Origin of the sequence: Herminiimonas sp. Marseille-P9896, from assembly GCF_903993245.1 — a bacterium.
GTDB lineage: Bacteria > Pseudomonadota > Gammaproteobacteria > Burkholderiales > Burkholderiaceae_D > Oxalicibacterium > Oxalicibacterium contaminans.
This window is the reverse complement of the sequence record NZ_CAJEVT010000001.1, coordinates 427,503-444,522: the sequence shown is the minus strand read 5'-3', so window position 1 is coordinate 444,522 and position 17,020 is coordinate 427,503. Positions and strand designations below refer to the sequence as shown.

The following is a 17,020-nucleotide window of genomic DNA, read 5'->3' as shown; positions in this document are numbered from 1 at the left end:
CACAACCCCGCGCCAGGCCTTATGCAGCCTTGTTGCCAGCTGTTATCATGCGTCATCTTTTTCATGTTCGACGCCAAGCTTCGTCATCTGTACGCATATGTCTTCCTCCCTGTGCCGCCTGTGGCTACTCCTCTTACTCCTCTGTAGTTCCTACGTACTGGCTGAACCGATAGCGCTGGATCAGGAACGCATCGATATCTCGTCGCGGATAGAAAGTCTGATCGATCCCGACGGAAAACTGACGTTAACAGATGTCATGCAGCCGGACATGGCGCAGAAGTTTGAAACCAGACCCGAGGTATTACAAAAAATAGGCCGCAACAACACCGCCTGGCTGAAAGCAACGCTGCAACCGGATTCGGCACAACCACAAGAGTGGTGGCTGGAATTACAAATGCCTGCCGCCACCGAACAAATGGCTTACTACTATCCGAAAGATGTGGAGTTCTATACGGATGGTGAGCGAGTCGTGCCTCTGCGCGCGACCGACTATCGTAATCCGCTCTACAAGATCGTCATCAACGATGGCCAGCCACGTACTTTCTATATGAAAGTACACACCGGCCAGATCATGGCCAAGGACCTGGTGCTGTGGGAACCCTCGGCTTATGCGCGCGCGACCGCCAAGGAAGAATTCATCTGGGGTATACGCACCGGGATTTGCATCCTGCTGATCCTGACCGCACTCTGGTTCGAGCGTGCGATCCGTGACGGTGTCTATCTTTACTTCGCGCTCTACGTCATCTGCGTCGTTATCATGAACCTGCCTGCGACCAGTTCGGTACGTGCCGCCTTTGGTGCCGACTATATGCGGGAGCTGAACTACATGCGCTTCTTCGGCCTCGTGGCCGGCATGGTGACCTCCGTCGAATTCCTGTTTCGCTTTGTCGGCATGCGTGAACTGCGGCCGCGCCTGAGCATGATCTACCTGTGGACGCTACGCGGCTATGCCTTGCTGATAGTCGGGATTGCGGTAACCAGTCGTTTCGAAACAGCGATCAACCTGCTCTCCTTCGCCATCACGTTCCTGACCGGTCCACTGGCGCTGCTGATCCTGGTCAAGCATGTCTTGCGCAGCAATATAGAAGTACGCCTGCCCTTCTTCATTGCCTGCAGTACTTTTGTGGTGGCTATCATGTTGCAGTTCCTGGCAATACGCGGCTATGTGCGCAATGACTTCCTGAATTATTCAACTGCGACGTCTTCGGTACTGGTCTTCCTGACCGTGTTCTATGCGATCACCAAACGCTATCAGCGCATGCGTGAAGCAAATGAAAGCGCGCAGAGCCGCATCATCGAAATGGTACGCAGCTCGGAACGCGAACTGGAGAAACAGGTAGCCGAACGCACCCAGGCTTTATTGGCAGCGATGGAAGAAGTAGAAAAGGCGTTGGCACAGGAACGTGCCGCACATGAAGAACAGCAACAATTCATCGCAATGGTGTCACATGAACTGCGCACCCCACTTGCCGTGATCGATGCCGCTGCACAAAACATGACACGTGAAGGTGAACAGGGATCTGCTAAGGCACCGCTGCGCCTGGAAAAAATCCATCGTGCGACAGAAAGACTGTCCTCACTCTTCACGCATTACCTCAGCAGTGAACGACTGAAAATGTTTGGTCAGGGCGTACAAGCGACCGATACGACTTTGCACCTGTTACTCGAAGATGCGGTCAATATGGCCAAGCCATTTACCGACAACCATAAACTGTTGATCGATTCGGAACGCGTCAAAAAACCAGTCCGCGCGGACGCCGACATCCTGCGCCTGGTCATCAGCACCTTGCTGAACAATGCGGTCAAATACACCCCGAGTGGTAGTACCGTGGTGCTGCGTGCAGAACCGGTAGCCTCAGGCTGGCATATTGACGTCACCGACAATGGCCCCGGCATCGCCGTCGATGAGCGCGAGAAAATCTTCAATCGCTATTACCGTGGCCGTGTCACCGGCAGCAAAACTGGTACCGGCCTCGGCCTGACGCTGGCGCGTCACCTGATCGAACGACATGGCGGCACACTGGAACTACTGGATAGTGCCAACGGTGGCAGTACCTTCCGTATCTTCCTGCCTGCGGATGACAAGAGCGGAGGCACATACAAAAATGCCGCTACTGCTCCGGCTTAAGGAGGGTAGCGGCATCATGTCGTCATCGCCGGAATCAGGCTGGCTGTTTTCTTTCTTCCAAACCCAGCGCACCGCGCCCGGCGTGGCGCAAACTCAGTTGTTCTTTCTCATTCGCTTCACGCAAATGTTTGAACCAGCCCGGATGCGCCTGCTCGGATGACCAGACGTCCAGATGCAGTTGCGACAGGAAGACTGGATCAGCCAACAAGCCATTCTTTTGCCCGTCCGGCAAAGTGGTCGGGCCATTCTTCACCGCATCCTGTATCTGATCCTTGCGCCTGCGCTGCGCTTCCAGCGAACGATGCGCATGCATATAGCTGCTGGCGCACATCACTCCATTGAAGCGTGGATCGACCACTGCATCGACAAAGTTCATGCTGCGCGGTGCGGCTTTGACATAGGCAACCATATCCTGCAATTCCACTGGTGGCTGCGCTTCTTCCGGGATCAGGAACAGCTTCTTGCGGCGGAAACGCAAACCGTTGGAAACCTTGCTGGAATAAATCGACACCGGAATCGCCACTGCCAGCGAACCGACTATAGGCAGCAACCAAGGCAGGAAGGTCGGATTCAGCCAGAAGATAATGCCGCCCCAGGTCAGGCCCAGCAGCGTATGAAAGCCATGCTTGCGTATCGCTTCACCGGGACTGGTCTCGGCATCTTCACGCGGCGGCGATTTCCAGCGCAGCGCCCAACCCATGAAGGCAGCGATCACAAAGTGCGTGTGAAACAGCATGCGCACCGGTGCCAGCAACATCGAGAAAAACATTTCGATCAACATACTGCCGACCAGACGCAGACGCCCACCAAACTGCTGTGCACCCTGCATACAGATCAGCAGCACACTCAGGATCTTGGGCAGGAATAGTAAAGTCGCTGTGGCACTGAACAAGGCCAACGCTTTTTCCGGATGCCATTGCGGCCAGTTCGGGAATAACTGCCACGGCTCGGTGAAGTAGATAGGCTCTGTCAGCGTGTGTTGCATCAGCAAACCGGTCGACAGTATCAGGAACAGAAACCACAACGGTGCAGAAAGATAAGCCATCACACCAGTGACGAATACCGCGCGATGTACGGAATGCATGCCCTTGGACAGGAACAGGCGGAAATTCATCAGATTGCCCTGGCACCAGCGACGATCGCGCTTCAACTCATCCAGCAAGTTAGGCGGCATCTCTTCATAACTGCCATCCAGATCATAGGCGATCCAGACTTTCCAGCCAGCACGGCGCATCAGTGCAGCTTCGATGAAATCATGCGACAGGATTTCACCTGCAAACGGACCTTTGCCCGGCAATAGCGACAAGGCGCAATGCTCGATGAAAGGCTGCATGCGGATGATGGCGTTGTGTCCCCAGTAATGCGATTCACCCAGCTGCCAGTAATGCAGGCCAGCGGTAAACAAGGGGCCATACACGCGCGTCGAAAATTGCTGAATGCGCGCATATAAAGTATCGCGACCCGCCGCGCGTGGCGCAGTCTGGATAATGCCGGCATCCGGATTCGCTTCCATCGATTGCACCAGCTTGGTCAGGCAATCGCCACTCATCACACTATCGGCATCCAGCACCACCATATAGCGGTAGTTCTTGCCCCAGCGGCGGCAGAAGTCATCGATATTGCCGCTCTTGCGGCGTACCCGACGCTGGCGACGACGATAGAAGATACGACCAAAGCCATTAATCGTCTTGCATAGCATGGCCCAGGCGGAGACTTCATCGGCGCAGGTGTCGCTATTGCTGCTATCGCTCAATACATAGAAATCGAATCTATCCAGCTGTCCGGTTTTTTCTACCGACTCATAGGTCGCACGCAAGCCGGCAAACACCCGCGCCACATCTTCATTACAGATAGGCATCACGATCGCGGTACGCGCAGCCGCGTCTATCGGTCCATCCGTCACCGCCGTCCGGGAAATCAAGTGGGGATCCTTGCCACGAGCCAGCAGAATGAAACCGGTCATCGCAGTCCAGAAGCCAGCCGAAACCCAACAGAACAGCAGGGCAAACAAAGCCAGCATCGCTATTTCCAATGGCTGCTTGCCCTGATACGGCAAGACGCTACTCATGTAATAAGTAGCCAGTCCGGTCTGACCCAGCATCAACAGGAGCAAAACCAGACGACGGGTGCCGCCTTTTGCACCATCGTTGGCAGGTGTCACAGCATCAGTGGCGGGCGGTGATTTTTTCGGTTGTCGCTTGAAGATACGCTGCACCCAGCGCGTCAGCGGATTCAAGGCGCCCCAGGGTTCCGGCACCATCGAAGCGCGGTTGATAGGCGGTGCAATGCTTAAGGGTACACCGGCCTCATCACTGAGCGCTGCGGCTGGTATTGTCTTACCTGACGCCTTATCCGCTGTCTTCGGTGCCAGCGCCAGCCAGGTACGTGCCAGCACCGAACCCAGCGCCGGGTTATCAGGATTTGCATGTTCACCTGCCAGCGCATTATGCAAATCACCCATCGCTACGCGCGTGGAAAATGTCGCACTCTGTTCCAGCTGCTCTTCCAGTGCACGCCGTTCCTGCTCCGGCAAGGCCAGGTGATCGAGGTAATGCCGACACTGGGTCGGAATACGGGGCGCGTCCATTAATCCGCCGGCAAGATATAACTCCACGTTTCCGACAGAGTTGTGTTGTTGGTGTGCAGGAAGCCGCGCAGTTCTATCGGTTTCTTGTCGTCTATACGCTTGACCCTGAGCGCAGCGCGCCAGCCGCCGGTCGCTTCATTGCGGTAGGTATGTGCTTCCATGATTTCGCCATTGCTATCCGACGAGGCGCGGAATTCTATCTTGGCGTTAGCCTGCAGCTTCTTGAAGATAGGTCCTTCGAAATCAACGAACAGCGCAGTGCTGTCATCCGGTTTGCGCAAGTGGCCATGGCCACGTCGTGTCTGGCTTACCCAGGACAAAGGGGGACGCTGTTGCGAGCTCTTGTTCCAGTACAGGCGGTAATCCAGATTGATGGCAGTGCCCGGCTTAGGAATAACATCGGGTACCCAGTAAGCGACGATGTTGTCGTTGAACTCATCCGGAGTCGGTATCTGTACCAGCTCCACGCGACCCGCGTCCCACTTGCCGCTTGGTTCTACCCACGCACTCGGCCGTGCTTCGTAGCGCGACTCCAGGTCTTCATAACTGCTTTGCTTTTCATCACGCTGCATCAGACCAAAACCGGTCGGATTGCTCAAACTATACGAAGTCACCAGCAAGCGTTTCGGATTCACCAGCGGACGCCAGATCCATTCACCGGTACCCGACTGTATCGACAAACCATCCGAGTCATGCACCTCCGGACGGTAATCTTCGGTGGTCGAACGCTGGTTCTCGCCAAAGAAATACATGCTGGTCAACGGTGCAATGCCGAGCTTGGTCACATTCTCACGCAGGTAAAGCTGCGACTTCACATCTGTCACCGTTTGTTCGCCCGGCTTGATCGTGAAACGATATGCACCGGTTACACGGCGCGAATCGAGCAAGGCGTAGATAGTCAACTGCTTGCTGTTTGCAGTCGGACGCTCTATCCAGAACTCCACGAACTTTGGAAATTCCTCACCGGAGTTCAGAGCGGTATCGACCGCCAGCCCGCGTGCGGACAAGCCATAGATCTGGCCTTTACCAACCGCACGCAAATAACTTGCGCCCAGGAAGACTGCTACTTCATCTTTATATTTGGGGGTGTTGATCGCGTAATGCACGCGGAAACCGGCATAGCCCAGATGTTTAAGGTCATGTGGTGTCAACTTGTTGGCACCGTAGTTGAAGCCTTTGGGATCGAATGGAATCGCACGCGCACGTTTACCGACGATTTCGTTGATGCGCACCGGGCTTTCGAATTGGCGACCCTGATGGAAGAAGGTCAGCTCGAACGGTAATTTGTCTGCATGCCAGTATGCACGCTCAGGTTTGAAGCGGATATCGCGGTATTGGTCGTAATTCAGGTTCTCCAGGGCTTTCGAAATATTTTTCTGTGGTGCCTTGTAGGAGCTAGTCGATAACTGCTTGGCTTTCTTCGCGACGTCGTTGAACTCAAACGCAAACGCAGGAATACAGGGAATAAGTGCAAGAACCAGCAACGCGATGCGCTGACCGGCCCGCACGGGTGTAAATAAACTACAGAACATGATTTCCAATCTAAACAAACTGTCCGCTCCATGCTGGCTATCAGACCTCCGTCGCTACTGCAGATATGCAGATATGCAGGTTTGCACGGAGCAAAGATGTGTATCCCGATTAATTGCATCAAGTCGCCGTAGCATTTCGTTGCAATTAGTTGCTATACACATCCAATTTGAAAAGTGCTTACACTCCACGCGATGCGCTTCACGGAGCTAAGCAAGATTGACCTTTCGTCGCCGATGGGATGGACAAAAGACGATAACTGCTGCGAAATCACCCGAATTGTGCCCGGGCATCCCTGGTTGTTGCAGCGCCTTTTGAATCGCAACCCAGCAGTCATACCAGAACTCAGGCCGCAAATATCCGGTAACACACACAGGTATTTGCGGAATGAGTCCCAGTCTGACCTTGTCAAAACTGGAATGGTTCCGCGTCTAAATGTTTTTTTGCAGCATCATGCCTGCCACACGCCGTAGCCTGCTTCACGCAGCGCGATGCCCAGCTCTACCTCCATCTCGCATGCAGCCTCATACGGCATAGGGTTGTACACCGCATATAGCTCCGGTAACAGACGTAAACCGAACTTCTCGACGTATCGATTGCTCTGTATACCTGCCTTGTGTTTATCGAAGCGCAGGTCCGGGTCCAGCCCGGTCATGCCAACGTAGACACAGGGCTTACCCGGGATGTAATCCGGATTCGCCTTTTTAAAACGAGCTTCGTAGAGCACATCGGTCGATAATTCGACGACGTAGACATGGTGATGATGGCGGCGCGGCATGGAAATATGGCGGACTATGAACGGCAGATAGTTCAGCATAGCAGGCCGCGCGCATCACATCGCATCTGTCTTTACCCGGCAGCAATTCTTATGCCATCACGGGGGCGGCAACATCACAGCCCAACTATCGGTACAATCCGGGAAACTGCAGCAGAGAAATTAAAAAACTCGAATTGCCGATCACCGCAGAAAGCGACACCAACAATGAAAACAACGCACCTGCAAGATGCCTGGTCATTGACCAAAGAAGCGGTACAAGCCTGGTTACAGGATTTTGCACCGAGTATGGGCGCCGCACTGGCGTATTACACGATCTTTTCCCTTGCACCAATGCTGATCATCGTGATCGCGATTGCAGGCTTCTTCTTCGGCCAAAACACGGCACAAGGAGAAATCATCTCGCAACTGCGCGGCCTGGTCGGCGATACCGGTGCAGCGGCCGTAGAAGGTATCTTGCGCTCCGTCAGCCAGCCGGGCCAGGGCATCATCGCCGCCACTCTGGGTACCTTGACGCTGATGATAGGTGCGACCGCGGTGTTCGGCGAATTGCAGAGCGCACTAAACCGTATCTGGAAAGTTTCAGCTGACAACAACAGCGGTGGCATCTGGAAATTCGTTTTCACCCGTCTGTTGTCTTTCGGCATGGTGATGGGTCTGGGCTTTATGCTGCTGGTATCAATGATACTCAGCGCGGCGCTGGCGGCGCTCGGCAAATGGTGGGGTAGCATGCTGGGCGACTGGACCATCGTGTTGCATCTATTGAACCTGGCCGTATCCTTCGGCGTCATCACCACGCTATTTGCGATGATTTATAAATTCATGCCACGTGCGACTATCGCCTGGCGCGATGTCTGGTTCGGCGCAGTCATTACTGCCTTGCTGTTCAGTGTCGGCAAAACCCTGATCGGTCTCTACCTCGGCAAAACCAATATGGCCTCCGGCTTTGGCGCTGCCGGTTCGCTGGTAGTCCTGCTCGCATGGATTTATTATTCGGCGCAAATCTTTTTGCTCGGTGCCGAATTCACCTGGGTACTGTCGCAAAGACATGAAGCCCGGCTGGCCGCAGCCAATGAAACAGACGCCGCATCCGGCGCACTCGTATCAGATTAAACCCGCTGTACCGAATTGACAGGTCGCACTATGCTGCGACCTGTAGCTTCATGCACACTGGCAAGCAACCATGAATCCTCCCTCCGCTCCGACCAATTACGCGCGCCATGCGCATATAGATGCCTTGCGCGGCATAGCCGTGTTCGGCATCCTGCTGGTCAATGTCTTTTCATTTATCTGGGGCTTCAACTCCCTGCGTTATGGCGTGCTGCCAGTTGATGCCAGCCTGTTCGATATCCTGTCGGTCGCTTTCGTCGCCTTCTTCGCCGAACAAAAGTTTTATCCGATATTCGCCTTCCTGTTCGGTGCCAGCTTTGTCCTCATCGCACGCTCGGCCAAGGAAAAGCTGGGGCGCTGGAGCGATGCCGAGCAGCTATACCGCCGCCGGATGAAGTGGTTGCTGGCTTGCGGCGTCGTGCATGGCGTATTGATCTGGTTCGGCGACATCCTGACCGTGTATGCGATCGCCGGATTCTGGGTACTGTCCGGTCTGGCGAATGCGAAACTGCGCCGGGTGCGCAAGCATCTGTACGTCTGGTTCGGTATATTTGCTGCCCTTCTGCTGCTGAATGTCTTCTTCGGCACGCAACTTTTCAGCAGTGATGATCTGATCGCGCAAAGTAAAAATGAGGTCTATGCAGTGGAGGCCGCGCGCACCATCTATACCTACGGCGGCTACCTCAGTATCGCAGTGCAGCGTGTACGTGATTACATCTCGGTAACCACCCAATCCGTTTTCATCCTGCCGCATATCGCCGTGCTGTTCCTGCTCGGCGTGATATCGGTGAGACGCGGCTGGCTGACGCAACCGTGGCGCCACACTATTTTCTGGCGGCGCGTGCGCCTGGCCGGATTTGCAATAGGCATACCATTCAACCTGATCTGGGCCACGCTGATCCTGGCAGAGGCGATCGATCCTTTGCATCCGTCACCCTACTCTTATATTGCATATGCATGGCTGCCGGTCGGCGGCAGCTGCCTGGCTGCGGCTTATGTCGCCTGTCTGATGCTGGCTGGTTCCGGCACCCAGCGCTGGCTGGCCGACTGGATGGCACCGGTAGGTCGCATGGCGCTCAGCAACTACCTGATGCAATCACTGCTGTGTTCAGTATTGATACAGGGATTTGGTTTCGGCCTGGGAGCCAGCTGGCCGCCGGCCGGATGGATGCTGATCGCCTTCGCCATCATGTTGCTGCAACTGCTATTGAGTCGCTGGTGGCTCAGTACGCATACGCAAGGTCCGCTGGAAGCACTGTCACGACGCTATATCAATCGCAAGCAGACCGCGGCTTAAGCCACGTCGTTCAGATGGCATGCCGAGAAGTGCTGCGGCGCGATTTCTTTCAGCACGGGTTGTTCGACGCTGCAACGCGGCATCGCATGCGGGCAACGCGGATGGAAGTGACAACCTGAAGGCGGATGTAGCGGCGACGGGATCTCGCCTTTAACCGCAACGAAGTCGATTTTCTTCACTTCCAGCTTGGGCGCCGAAGCCAGCAAGGCGCTGGTGTACGGATGGTTTGCTTGTACAAACAATTCAGCAGTCGGTGACGATTCCACGATGCGACCGAGGTACATGATGACGACACGATCCGAGATATGTCGCACTACGCCCAGGTCGTGGCTGATGAAGAGATAGGTCAGCTTCAGCTCATTCCGCAATTCTATAAACAGGTTCAGCACTTGCGCCTGTATCGATACATCCAGCGCCGCCACTGCTTCATCACATACCAGTAACTCGGGACGTACTGCGAGTGCGCGTGCTATCCCTATGCGTGCACGTTGTCCGCCGGAGAATTGATGCGGGAAGCGATGCACCAGTGCCGGGTCCAGCCCAACCTTTTGCAACAGGTTGGCGACATAGTCCTTCTGTTCTGCCCGCGTCACCATGCCATGCGCCAGCGGTGCTTCACCCACGATGTCCTGTATGCGCATGCGCGGATTCAGTGATGCATACGGATCCTGGAAAATCATTTGCATGGCCAATTGCTTGCGACGCAACTCACCGCCGGACAGCTGTGCCATGTCCTCACCTTGCCACCAGCGAGTACCGGAGGACAGGGTATGCAAACCGACTGTCATACGTCCCAGCGTGGATTTGCCGCAACCTGACTCACCAACCAGTCCGACTACTTCACCGGACTGTATGCTCAGGTTCGCGTGATCTACGGCATGCACAACTTCTGCTGCGCGTTGCGCACCGAATACTTTAGCTATACGCGCCGCCGTATCCAGCGGTTTGACGAAACGCTTGCTGACATCACGCAGCTCCAGCAAAGCTTTATCCATGCGCCACCTCCACTGCCTGCGACACCGGATGGAAGCAACGCAAAGTATGCGTGCCATGTATGGATAAAGGCGGCGTTTGCGCACACTGTTCAGTCGCACGATCACAGCGGGTGCGGAAGGCGCAACCGGAAGGTAGGTTGAGCAGGGATGGCGTCATGCCCGGGATTTGGCGCAGAGCTTGACCAGCTACATTGCGCGATGGCGACGAGGCAATCAAGCCATGCGTATATGGATGGCGCGTTTGTTCCAGTACTTGTTGCACAGTCCCGCTTTCGACCACCTTGCCTGCGTACATCACGCACAAGGCATCGGCCAGTCCGGCGATCACCGACAAGTCGTGGGTGATCCAGATCAATGCGGTACCGGATTCACGACACAGCTTTTGCATCTCGTACAAGATCTGTCCCTGTATCGTAACGTCCAGTGCGGTGGTCGGCTCATCGCAGATAATCAGGTCAGGCTTATTCAGCAGCGCGATGGCAATCGCCACCCGTTGCCGCATGCCGCCAGAGAATTGATGCGGATACGCCAGCAAGCGTTCATCCGGCGACGCGATACCAACCCGCGCCAGAGCATCACGTGCCATTGCGCGCGCAGTCGCCTTGCTGACATCCTGATGCGCCAGCACCGCTTCCATCATTTGCGTATCGATACGCAAGACTGGATTCAGCGTCATCATCGGATCCTGGAAAATCATCGCGACGCGGTTGCCGCGTACACGACGCATCGCTTCCGGCGATAGCTCCAGCAGGTTTTGTTCGCGCAGCATGATCTTGCCGCCAACTATCTTGCCCGGCGGGTCGATCAGGCCCATGATCGAATACGCGGTCATAGACTTGCCCGAGCCAGACTCACCCACCAGGCCCATGATCTGGCCCGGCGCGACCGAGAAGGACACATCCTCCACCGCCTTCACCACGCCTTCGCGTGCAGAGAAGTGCATCTGCAGATTTTGTACAGTGAGGGTCGGTATCGTCATTGTGTTTGCAGGCGTGGATTCAGCACGTCGCGCAATTGGTCAGCAACCAGATTGATGGCGACTACAGTCAGTAACAAGGCGATGCCCGGGAACAGGCTGATCCAGTATTTACCGGACATCATGTAATCAAAGCCATTCGCAATCAGCAAACCCAGCGACGGTTCAGTTACGGGCAAGCCTATGCCGAGGAAGGACAAGGTCGCCTCCAGTGAAATCGCCGACGCCACCTGCAAAGCGGCGATCACGATCAGCGGTGGCAGGCAATTCGGCAACAAATGATGGAAGACAATCCGTAACGGCGGCAAACCCAGGCCGCTGGCGGCTTCTATATATTCTTTCTTGCGTTCGACTAGTGCCGCGCTGCGCGCAGTGCGTGCGTAATACGCCCATTGCACCGCGACCAGCGCGATGATGATTTTGCCTACGCCCGGCCCCATCAATGCCAGCAGGATCAGCGCCACCAGAATAGGCGGGAACGATAACTGGATATCGGCGATGCGCATGATCAGGCTTTCCACCCGGCCGCCGAAGTAACCGGCGAACAAGCCCAGCGTCAAACCTATCAGCAAGGCAATCACGGTACTCACGACGCCGACGATGATGGAAATACGTACGCCATACAGTATCGCCGACAGCATATCCCGCCCCTGCTCATCGGTACCCAGTACGTACGTCAGGCTGTGGTCGAAGTTTTGCGTACCCGGTTCGAGTCGCGAATCCATGATATCTATCTGCGCCAGGTCGTACGGATTTTGCGGTGCGATGACAGGTGCAAAGATCGCCGCCAGCACGATCAGCAGCAAGGCGATGAACCCCAGCGTCGCGACTTTGCTGGCAAAGAAATTGCGCGCAAAACGCCGGAATGGCGTTTCAATGCGGGTAGCTGTGATCGTAGCGTCCATCATCAGCCCTTCGCATCCGACAAGCGTACACGCGGATCCAGCAGCGAATACACGACATCGACTATCAGGTTAATCAGGATAAACAGAGCCACAATCAGCATCAGGTAAGCAACGATGACGGGTCTATCCAGCACGCGTATCGAATCGATAATCAACTTGCCCATACCGGGCCAGGCAAAGACCGATTCGGTGACAATCGCAAACGCAATGATGGAACCGAACTGCAAGGCAATCACGGTGACGATGGGTATGAGGATGTTCTTCAGTACATGCACGCCTATGATGCGACTATTGCGCAGCCCCTTGGCGCGTGCAAACTTTACATAGTCCTGCAACAAGGCTTCCTGCGCACCGGCTCGCGTCAGGCGTATCACCAGTGCAATATTGAAGAGCGCGAGATTGAAGGCAGGCAAGAGCAAATGCTTCAAACCATCCCAGCTCAGGAAGCTGACCGGTATGCCGAGTAATAGGGTCGTTTCACCGCGCCCGCTGGCCGGCAACCAGCCCAGCTGCACTGCAAACACCATGATCAGCATCAGCCCGACCCAGAAGGTCGGTAGCGAAAATCCCAATATCGATACTGCCATGATGCTTTTACCGGTCCAGCTGTTAGGACGCAGGCCAGCCCACAAACCCAGCGGTATGCCGAGCACGATGGACATCAGGATCGCGCACACTGCCAATTCCATCGTCGCTGGCAAGCGCTCCAATATCAGACCCAGCGCGGAAGTACCGAACGCAAAAGAGCGACCGAGGTCGCCGCTGGCGGCATTCTGGATAAAGATGAAATATTGCTGCCACAAGGGCTTGTCCAGGCCGAAGGCCGCGATGGTGCGGGCGCGTTCGACCTGATCCGCATCCGGGCTGAGCAGGATGTCGATAGGATTGCCGATCGCATAGATGCCAACAAATACCAGCAAGGACATGACGACCAGCACCAGTATGCTTTGTCCGAGGCGACGCAGGATGAAATCAAACATGGTTCAGGTTCCGCCCGCGAGTTGACGAGCGCAAGCAGACAGCACGCTGGATTTATTCTGGGTGGAACTGATGTGCAAAAGTGAATTCATCGGTACGCGCAGTGTACTTCAAGCCCTTGCGCATTGCCCAGGTCGCATATTGATGATGCAAAGGCACGACCGCATAATCCTTCATCGCAACGGCTGCCGCTTCCTGTGCGTAGCTGGCACGCTTGGCCTGGTCGACCGAGCCGAGCGAAGAAGCAATCAGCTTGTCCAGTGCCGGATTGCTGTACTTGCCCCAGTTCCAGGTGCCCCAGCCGGTGTCCGGATTCGAGGTGCCGACCAGCGTACGCAGACCGAAGTCCCCGGCCAGTGTGCCCCAGCCCAGCAGCGCGACACTGAACTCACCAGCCCGTGCCTTGCTGAAGTATACCGACAGCGGCAAAGTGACGACCTTGGTTTGTATGCCTATGCGATTGAGGAATTGCGCGACGGTTTGCACCACTTGTGCGTCATTGATGTAGCGGTCGTTCGGGCCGTGCAGCGTCAGCGCGAAGCCATTCGGATAACCGGCTTCGGCCAGCAATTTCTTCGCACCTTCCGGATCGTAGGTTTCCACTTTCAACGCATCGTTATAACCGAGCAAACCCGGCGCGACGATATTCGATGCCGGCACTGCCAGGCCTTCCATCGTACGATCTACCAGCGCCTTGCGATTGATGGACTTGGAAATCGCCTGGCGTACACGGGCGTCACGCAAAGGATTGCCAGGCAATGGTTTGCCTGCCTTGTCTGTCACAAATGGTGAGCTGCGTTCGGATTGATCGATTTCCCAGAAGATGGTGCGCCATGAAATCTTTTGTTCCAGCTTGAATTTGGCGTTACCTTTCAGCTTGCTCAGATCGGCGGTCGGCACACCTTCGATTGCATCAACGTCGCCGGACAGCAGAGCGGCCAGTCGCGGTGCGGAGTTGGTAATGATGCGGAAGCTGACTTTATCCCAGTCCGATTTGCCGCCCCAGTAACTATCATTGCGCGCGACCTCGATACGGTCACCGCGTTTGAAACTGACGAATTTATACGGGCCGGTACCTATCAATGCTTTGCCGCTGTTGAAATCTTCCGTGCTGGCTTTCTCTGCCGCTTTCTTCGAGACGATGAAGATGGCGCTTACATCGAGTGCCAGCGGACCATAAGGTGTCGCAGTGCTCAGGCGCACGGTATAAGGATCGACGATTTTCTTCGCAACGATTTGTTTAGTGTAGGCGGTATAGGGGCCGGGGCTATTCGTCAGCTTGGCCGGACGATCCAGTGAGAACACCACGTCTTCGGCGGTGAATTTGGAGCCGTCATGAAACTTCACATCGTGCCGCAGCTTGAATTCCCAGGTGGTCGCGTCGACGGCGCGCCACGACGTCGCCAGGCCCGGCACCAGTTTTCCGTTGGCATCTACATTCACCAATGCATCAAATATGTGCGAAGAGAAAGCAACGTTAGGTGCGATGTTCAGATAGTGCGGATCGAGGGAGGAGACATCGGCGGACAAGGCGATCTTCAGATCAGCCGCCCACAGTGGCTGTATGGCCAGCGCGCCCAGCAAGGCGAGTGCGGATAAATGTTTTCGTTTGAAGCCGGGCATAGGGTTCCTTTATAAGCCAGATGTCTCACGCAAGGATGCACGAGTTACGCGCGACCTACGCTACAGGGCGATGTTAGTCACCCGCGCCGCGCTTGTAAATCATCCATTTTGGCTTTGGATATATCAAAAAGATATATTGTCGCGTGAAACGCGGATGCTTGCCGGCGATGTCATGTAAGGCATGCGATGGAGAAACAGTGGAACCTGTATGATGAATCGGCGCTCTAAACGGAGCACCTTTGCAGCATAAGTTGCAGAAGACGTTACAGAACAAGTACTACCCACGCCCGGAGGCTGCCATGCAGACCAGATTACTTACCCTCGCCTTTACCGCATGCATGATGCTCAGCGCACCGGCATTTTCCGAAACGACCCGCGTCGATTTGCTCGGCTACCCATCCACCGCTGCAGCGGCAATACGCACCATCGTGATTACACCTGATACCAAATGGGTAAATGTCGAAGGCGGTGAAATCATCAACTTCGTGGTCGGTGACAAATCCTTTGCCTGGCATTTCTATGTCGGCTTCACCGTCACATCCTTCGACCTGCAACTGGTTGCGCCGCCCGGACTGTTGAACCGGCGCATCGTCGCTTATGTCTCGCCCGACCCTATGTATATAGGACGGGATTAAGCAGTCGCTTGTGGCAAATCGCCTTTGGCGATGACGGCGTTACGTACCTGGATTTCGGAACGGACACGCGCCTTGCGTTTCTTCCACCAGATCACCACACCGGTGATACTCAGCATGGAAACCAGCAAGCCCATGAGCGAAATCAGGATGCGTCCCGGCAAACCGAGGATGCGTCCTGAATGCAACGGGAACTGCATTTGCAGGAAAATATCTGCTGCCGTACCCTGCCACGGCAAACGATTACCGAGGTAAGAACCATTCTTGCCATCGAAGTACAGCGCCGCTGGCCCTACCCCGCCACCACCGTGGTCATCGCCAGGATGGAAGAAGCTGGCGCCATAGATCCCAAAGGTATTTGAGTAAAACACACTGCCGATAGGCTCTTTCCAGCCACGCTGATTCGCTTCGGCGGTCGCTTTCTGTATCGCATCCGGGAAGCCGAGGACAGGCAATATAGGATGCTTCGGATCAACCGGGGTACGTACATCGAAGGGACCAGGCGTCACTTTCGACACCAGCGACATCACCGGATAAAACACTTCGCGATACAGATTCAGCGAGAACGCAGTGAACGCCAGGATGAAGAGCAAGCCCCAGGTCCACAGGCTGAATGCGCGGTGCAAATCGAAATTGAGTTTGTACGAACCGCCACTCCAGCGCACACGCCATGACGGTTGCCAGCGTTGCCACCAGGTTTTGCGATTGTCGTTGCCACCGGCTTGCACTGCTGCCAGTTTCTTTTCACGTCGTACCGGTAAAGTCAGATAGAAGCCAAAGAAGCAATCGACCACCCAGATGATGGCGATAATGCCCATGAACCAGACACCCCACTCATCTATGCCCCACATTTCCGGGATGTGCAGGCTGTAGTGCAGTTTGTAGAGGAAAGGCAGCAGGTTTTCACGTGACAACGATACCGCGCCCCACTCGCGCTGGCCGACTATGCGTCCGGCGACCGGGTCGACAAATACCTGGTTATAACCCAGCTCATACAAACGACCGCTAGCCGGATTAACCTTGGCACTCACACCAAACAAGGCCGAGTGACCTTCCTCAAACTGCAAAGGCATGAAGGTCACGGTGGCACGTGGATCAGCTTGCTCGACCACCTTGACCAGATCCATCGATTGCTTATAAGGACCGCGGCTGTCCACTTTGAACAGCGAATCATTGAGCCATTCATCCAGCTCGTGGTCCCAGGAAATCACCGCACCGGTCAAGCCGGAGATCAGCAGGAACAGTGCAATCGTCAGGCCACACCAGCGATGCAATAAGACAAATAATCCACGCAACATGATGGTCAGTATCTATATAAGTGTAGGTAGTCACCCACGCTGGAGAGCGCTGCGGGCAACGCAGATCGCGTAATTATAATGCGTATCATTCCTATTTATAAGGAATATTCTCACCCAGGTTTGTACCCGTATCTCTTGATTTCATCATTGCCTGCAATGAAGGAATTAATAGTGAGTACATACTCA

Annotated in this window: 13 protein-coding genes; 4 read left to right on the top strand and 9 right to left on the bottom strand. The window is 55.2% G+C overall.

Annotated elements, in window-relative coordinates; all coding sequences use genetic code 11:
• The first annotated feature begins 97 nt into the window (after positions 1 to 97).
• Positions 98 to 2,128: a sensor histidine kinase gene (locus H7U06_RS02135; protein ID WP_175624573.1), complete on the top strand. Its 2,031-nt coding sequence runs from the start codon at positions 98 to 100 to the stop codon at positions 2,126 to 2,128.
• A gap of 34 nt (positions 2,129 to 2,162) precedes the next feature.
• Here the strand turns inward: H7U06_RS02135 and mdoH are convergent, their stop codons facing one another.
• The 3 genes from mdoH to H7U06_RS02120 form a co-directional block, all read right to left on the bottom strand.
• Positions 2,163 to 4,715 (bottom strand): glucans biosynthesis glucosyltransferase MdoH, encoded by a 2,553-nt coding sequence (mdoH, locus tag H7U06_RS02130; protein WP_175624572.1) that lies wholly within the window; start codon positions 4,713 to 4,715, stop codon positions 2,163 to 2,165.
• Entirely contained in the window at positions 4,715 to 6,247 is a 1,533-nt protein-coding gene (locus H7U06_RS02125) for a glucan biosynthesis protein G (protein WP_254873112.1), read from the bottom strand. The genes mdoH and H7U06_RS02125 overlap by 1 nt, the downstream gene beginning before the upstream one ends.
• 449 nt (positions 6,248 to 6,696) lie before the next feature.
• Positions 6,697 to 7,023 (bottom strand): hypothetical protein, encoded by a 327-nt coding sequence (locus tag H7U06_RS02120; protein ID WP_175625189.1) that lies wholly within the window; start codon positions 7,021 to 7,023, stop codon positions 6,697 to 6,699.
• A gap of 204 nt (positions 7,024 to 7,227) precedes the next feature.
• On the opposite strand from H7U06_RS02120, the gene H7U06_RS02115 reads away from it, so the two are divergent.
• A complete protein-coding gene (locus H7U06_RS02115) occupies positions 7,228 to 8,133 on the top strand; it encodes a YihY/virulence factor BrkB family protein (RefSeq protein ID WP_175624571.1) in 906 nt (301 codons plus the stop codon).
• Between the two features lie 70 nt (positions 8,134 to 8,203).
• Positions 8,204 to 9,427, top strand: a complete 1,224-nt coding sequence (locus H7U06_RS02110) for a DUF418 domain-containing protein (RefSeq protein ID WP_175624570.1) — start codon at positions 8,204 to 8,206, stop codon at positions 9,425 to 9,427.
• Here H7U06_RS02110 and H7U06_RS02105 read toward each other — a convergent pair.
• The 5 genes from H7U06_RS02105 to H7U06_RS02085 are packed head-to-tail and all read right to left on the bottom strand — an operon-like array spanning position 9,424 to position 14,904.
• Complete coding sequence (locus H7U06_RS02105) at positions 9,424 to 10,422, bottom strand: ABC transporter ATP-binding protein (RefSeq protein WP_175624569.1); 999 nt, start codon at positions 10,420 to 10,422, stop codon at positions 9,424 to 9,426. The two genes, H7U06_RS02110 and H7U06_RS02105, sit on opposite strands and share 4 nt — an antisense overlap.
• Positions 10,415 to 11,401 (bottom strand): ABC transporter ATP-binding protein, encoded by a 987-nt coding sequence (locus tag H7U06_RS02100; protein WP_175624568.1) that lies wholly within the window; start codon positions 11,399 to 11,401, stop codon positions 10,415 to 10,417. The genes H7U06_RS02105 and H7U06_RS02100 overlap by 8 nt, the downstream gene beginning before the upstream one ends.
• Positions 11,398 to 12,306 (bottom strand): ABC transporter permease, encoded by a 909-nt coding sequence (locus H7U06_RS02095; RefSeq protein WP_370458596.1) that lies wholly within the window; start codon positions 12,304 to 12,306, stop codon positions 11,398 to 11,400. Before H7U06_RS02095 ends, H7U06_RS02100 begins: the two co-directional genes overlap by 4 nt.
• Positions 12,306 to 13,283, bottom strand: coding sequence for an ABC transporter permease (locus H7U06_RS02090; protein ID WP_175624567.1), 978 nt, complete (start codon positions 13,281 to 13,283; stop codon positions 12,306 to 12,308). The genes H7U06_RS02095 and H7U06_RS02090 overlap by 1 nt, the downstream gene beginning before the upstream one ends.
• 52 nt (positions 13,284 to 13,335) lie before the next feature.
• Entirely contained in the window at positions 13,336 to 14,904 is a 1,569-nt protein-coding gene (locus H7U06_RS02085; protein ID WP_175624566.1) for an ABC transporter substrate-binding protein, read from the bottom strand.
• 299 nt (positions 14,905 to 15,203) lie between these two features.
• Between H7U06_RS02085 and H7U06_RS02080 the strand changes: the two genes are divergently transcribed.
• Positions 15,204 to 15,539, top strand: a complete 336-nt coding sequence (locus tag H7U06_RS02080) for a CzcE family metal-binding protein (RefSeq protein ID WP_175624565.1) — start codon at positions 15,204 to 15,206, stop codon at positions 15,537 to 15,539.
• Here H7U06_RS02080 and H7U06_RS02075 read toward each other — a convergent pair.
• Positions 15,536 to 16,831 (bottom strand): PepSY-associated TM helix domain-containing protein, encoded by a 1,296-nt coding sequence (locus H7U06_RS02075; protein ID WP_370458601.1) that lies wholly within the window; start codon positions 16,829 to 16,831, stop codon positions 15,536 to 15,538. The genes H7U06_RS02080 and H7U06_RS02075 overlap by 4 nt on opposite strands.
• Between the last annotated feature and the right edge of the window lie 189 nt (positions 16,832 to 17,020).

Bases quoted from the DNA above. Each gene is read 5' to 3' on its own strand.
- H7U06_RS02110 (WP_175624570.1), top strand. From the start codon at position 8,204: ATGAATCCTCCCTCCGCTCCGACCAATTACGCGCGCCATGCGCATATA.
- H7U06_RS02115 (WP_175624571.1), top strand. From the start codon at position 7,228: ATGAAAACAACGCACCTGCAAGATGCCTGGTCATTGACCAAAGAAGCG.
- mdoH (WP_175624572.1), bottom strand. From the start codon at position 4,715: ATGGACGCGCCCCGTATTCCGACCCAGTGTCGGCATTACCTCGATCAC.
- H7U06_RS02105 (WP_175624569.1), bottom strand. From the start codon at position 10,422: ATGGATAAAGCTTTGCTGGAGCTGCGTGATGTCAGCAAGCGTTTCGTC.
- H7U06_RS02135 (WP_175624573.1), top strand. From the start codon at position 98: ATGTCTTCCTCCCTGTGCCGCCTGTGGCTACTCCTCTTACTCCTCTGT.
- H7U06_RS02100 (WP_175624568.1), bottom strand. From the start codon at position 11,401: ATGACGATACCGACCCTCACTGTACAAAATCTGCAGATGCACTTCTCT.
- H7U06_RS02095 (WP_370458596.1), bottom strand. From the start codon at position 12,306: ATGATGGACGCTACGATCACAGCTACCCGCATTGAAACGCCATTCCGG.
- H7U06_RS02120 (WP_175625189.1), bottom strand. From the start codon at position 7,023: ATGCCGCGCCGCCATCATCACCATGTCTACGTCGTCGAATTATCGACC.
- H7U06_RS02085 (WP_175624566.1), bottom strand. From the start codon at position 14,904: ATGCCCGGCTTCAAACGAAAACATTTATCCGCACTCGCCTTGCTGGGC.
- H7U06_RS02090 (WP_175624567.1), bottom strand. From the start codon at position 13,283: ATGTTTGATTTCATCCTGCGTCGCCTCGGACAAAGCATACTGGTGCTG.
- H7U06_RS02080 (WP_175624565.1), top strand. From the start codon at position 15,204: ATGCAGACCAGATTACTTACCCTCGCCTTTACCGCATGCATGATGCTC.
- H7U06_RS02125 (WP_254873112.1), bottom strand. From the start codon at position 6,247: ATGTTCTGTAGTTTATTTACACCCGTGCGGGCCGGTCAGCGCATCGCG.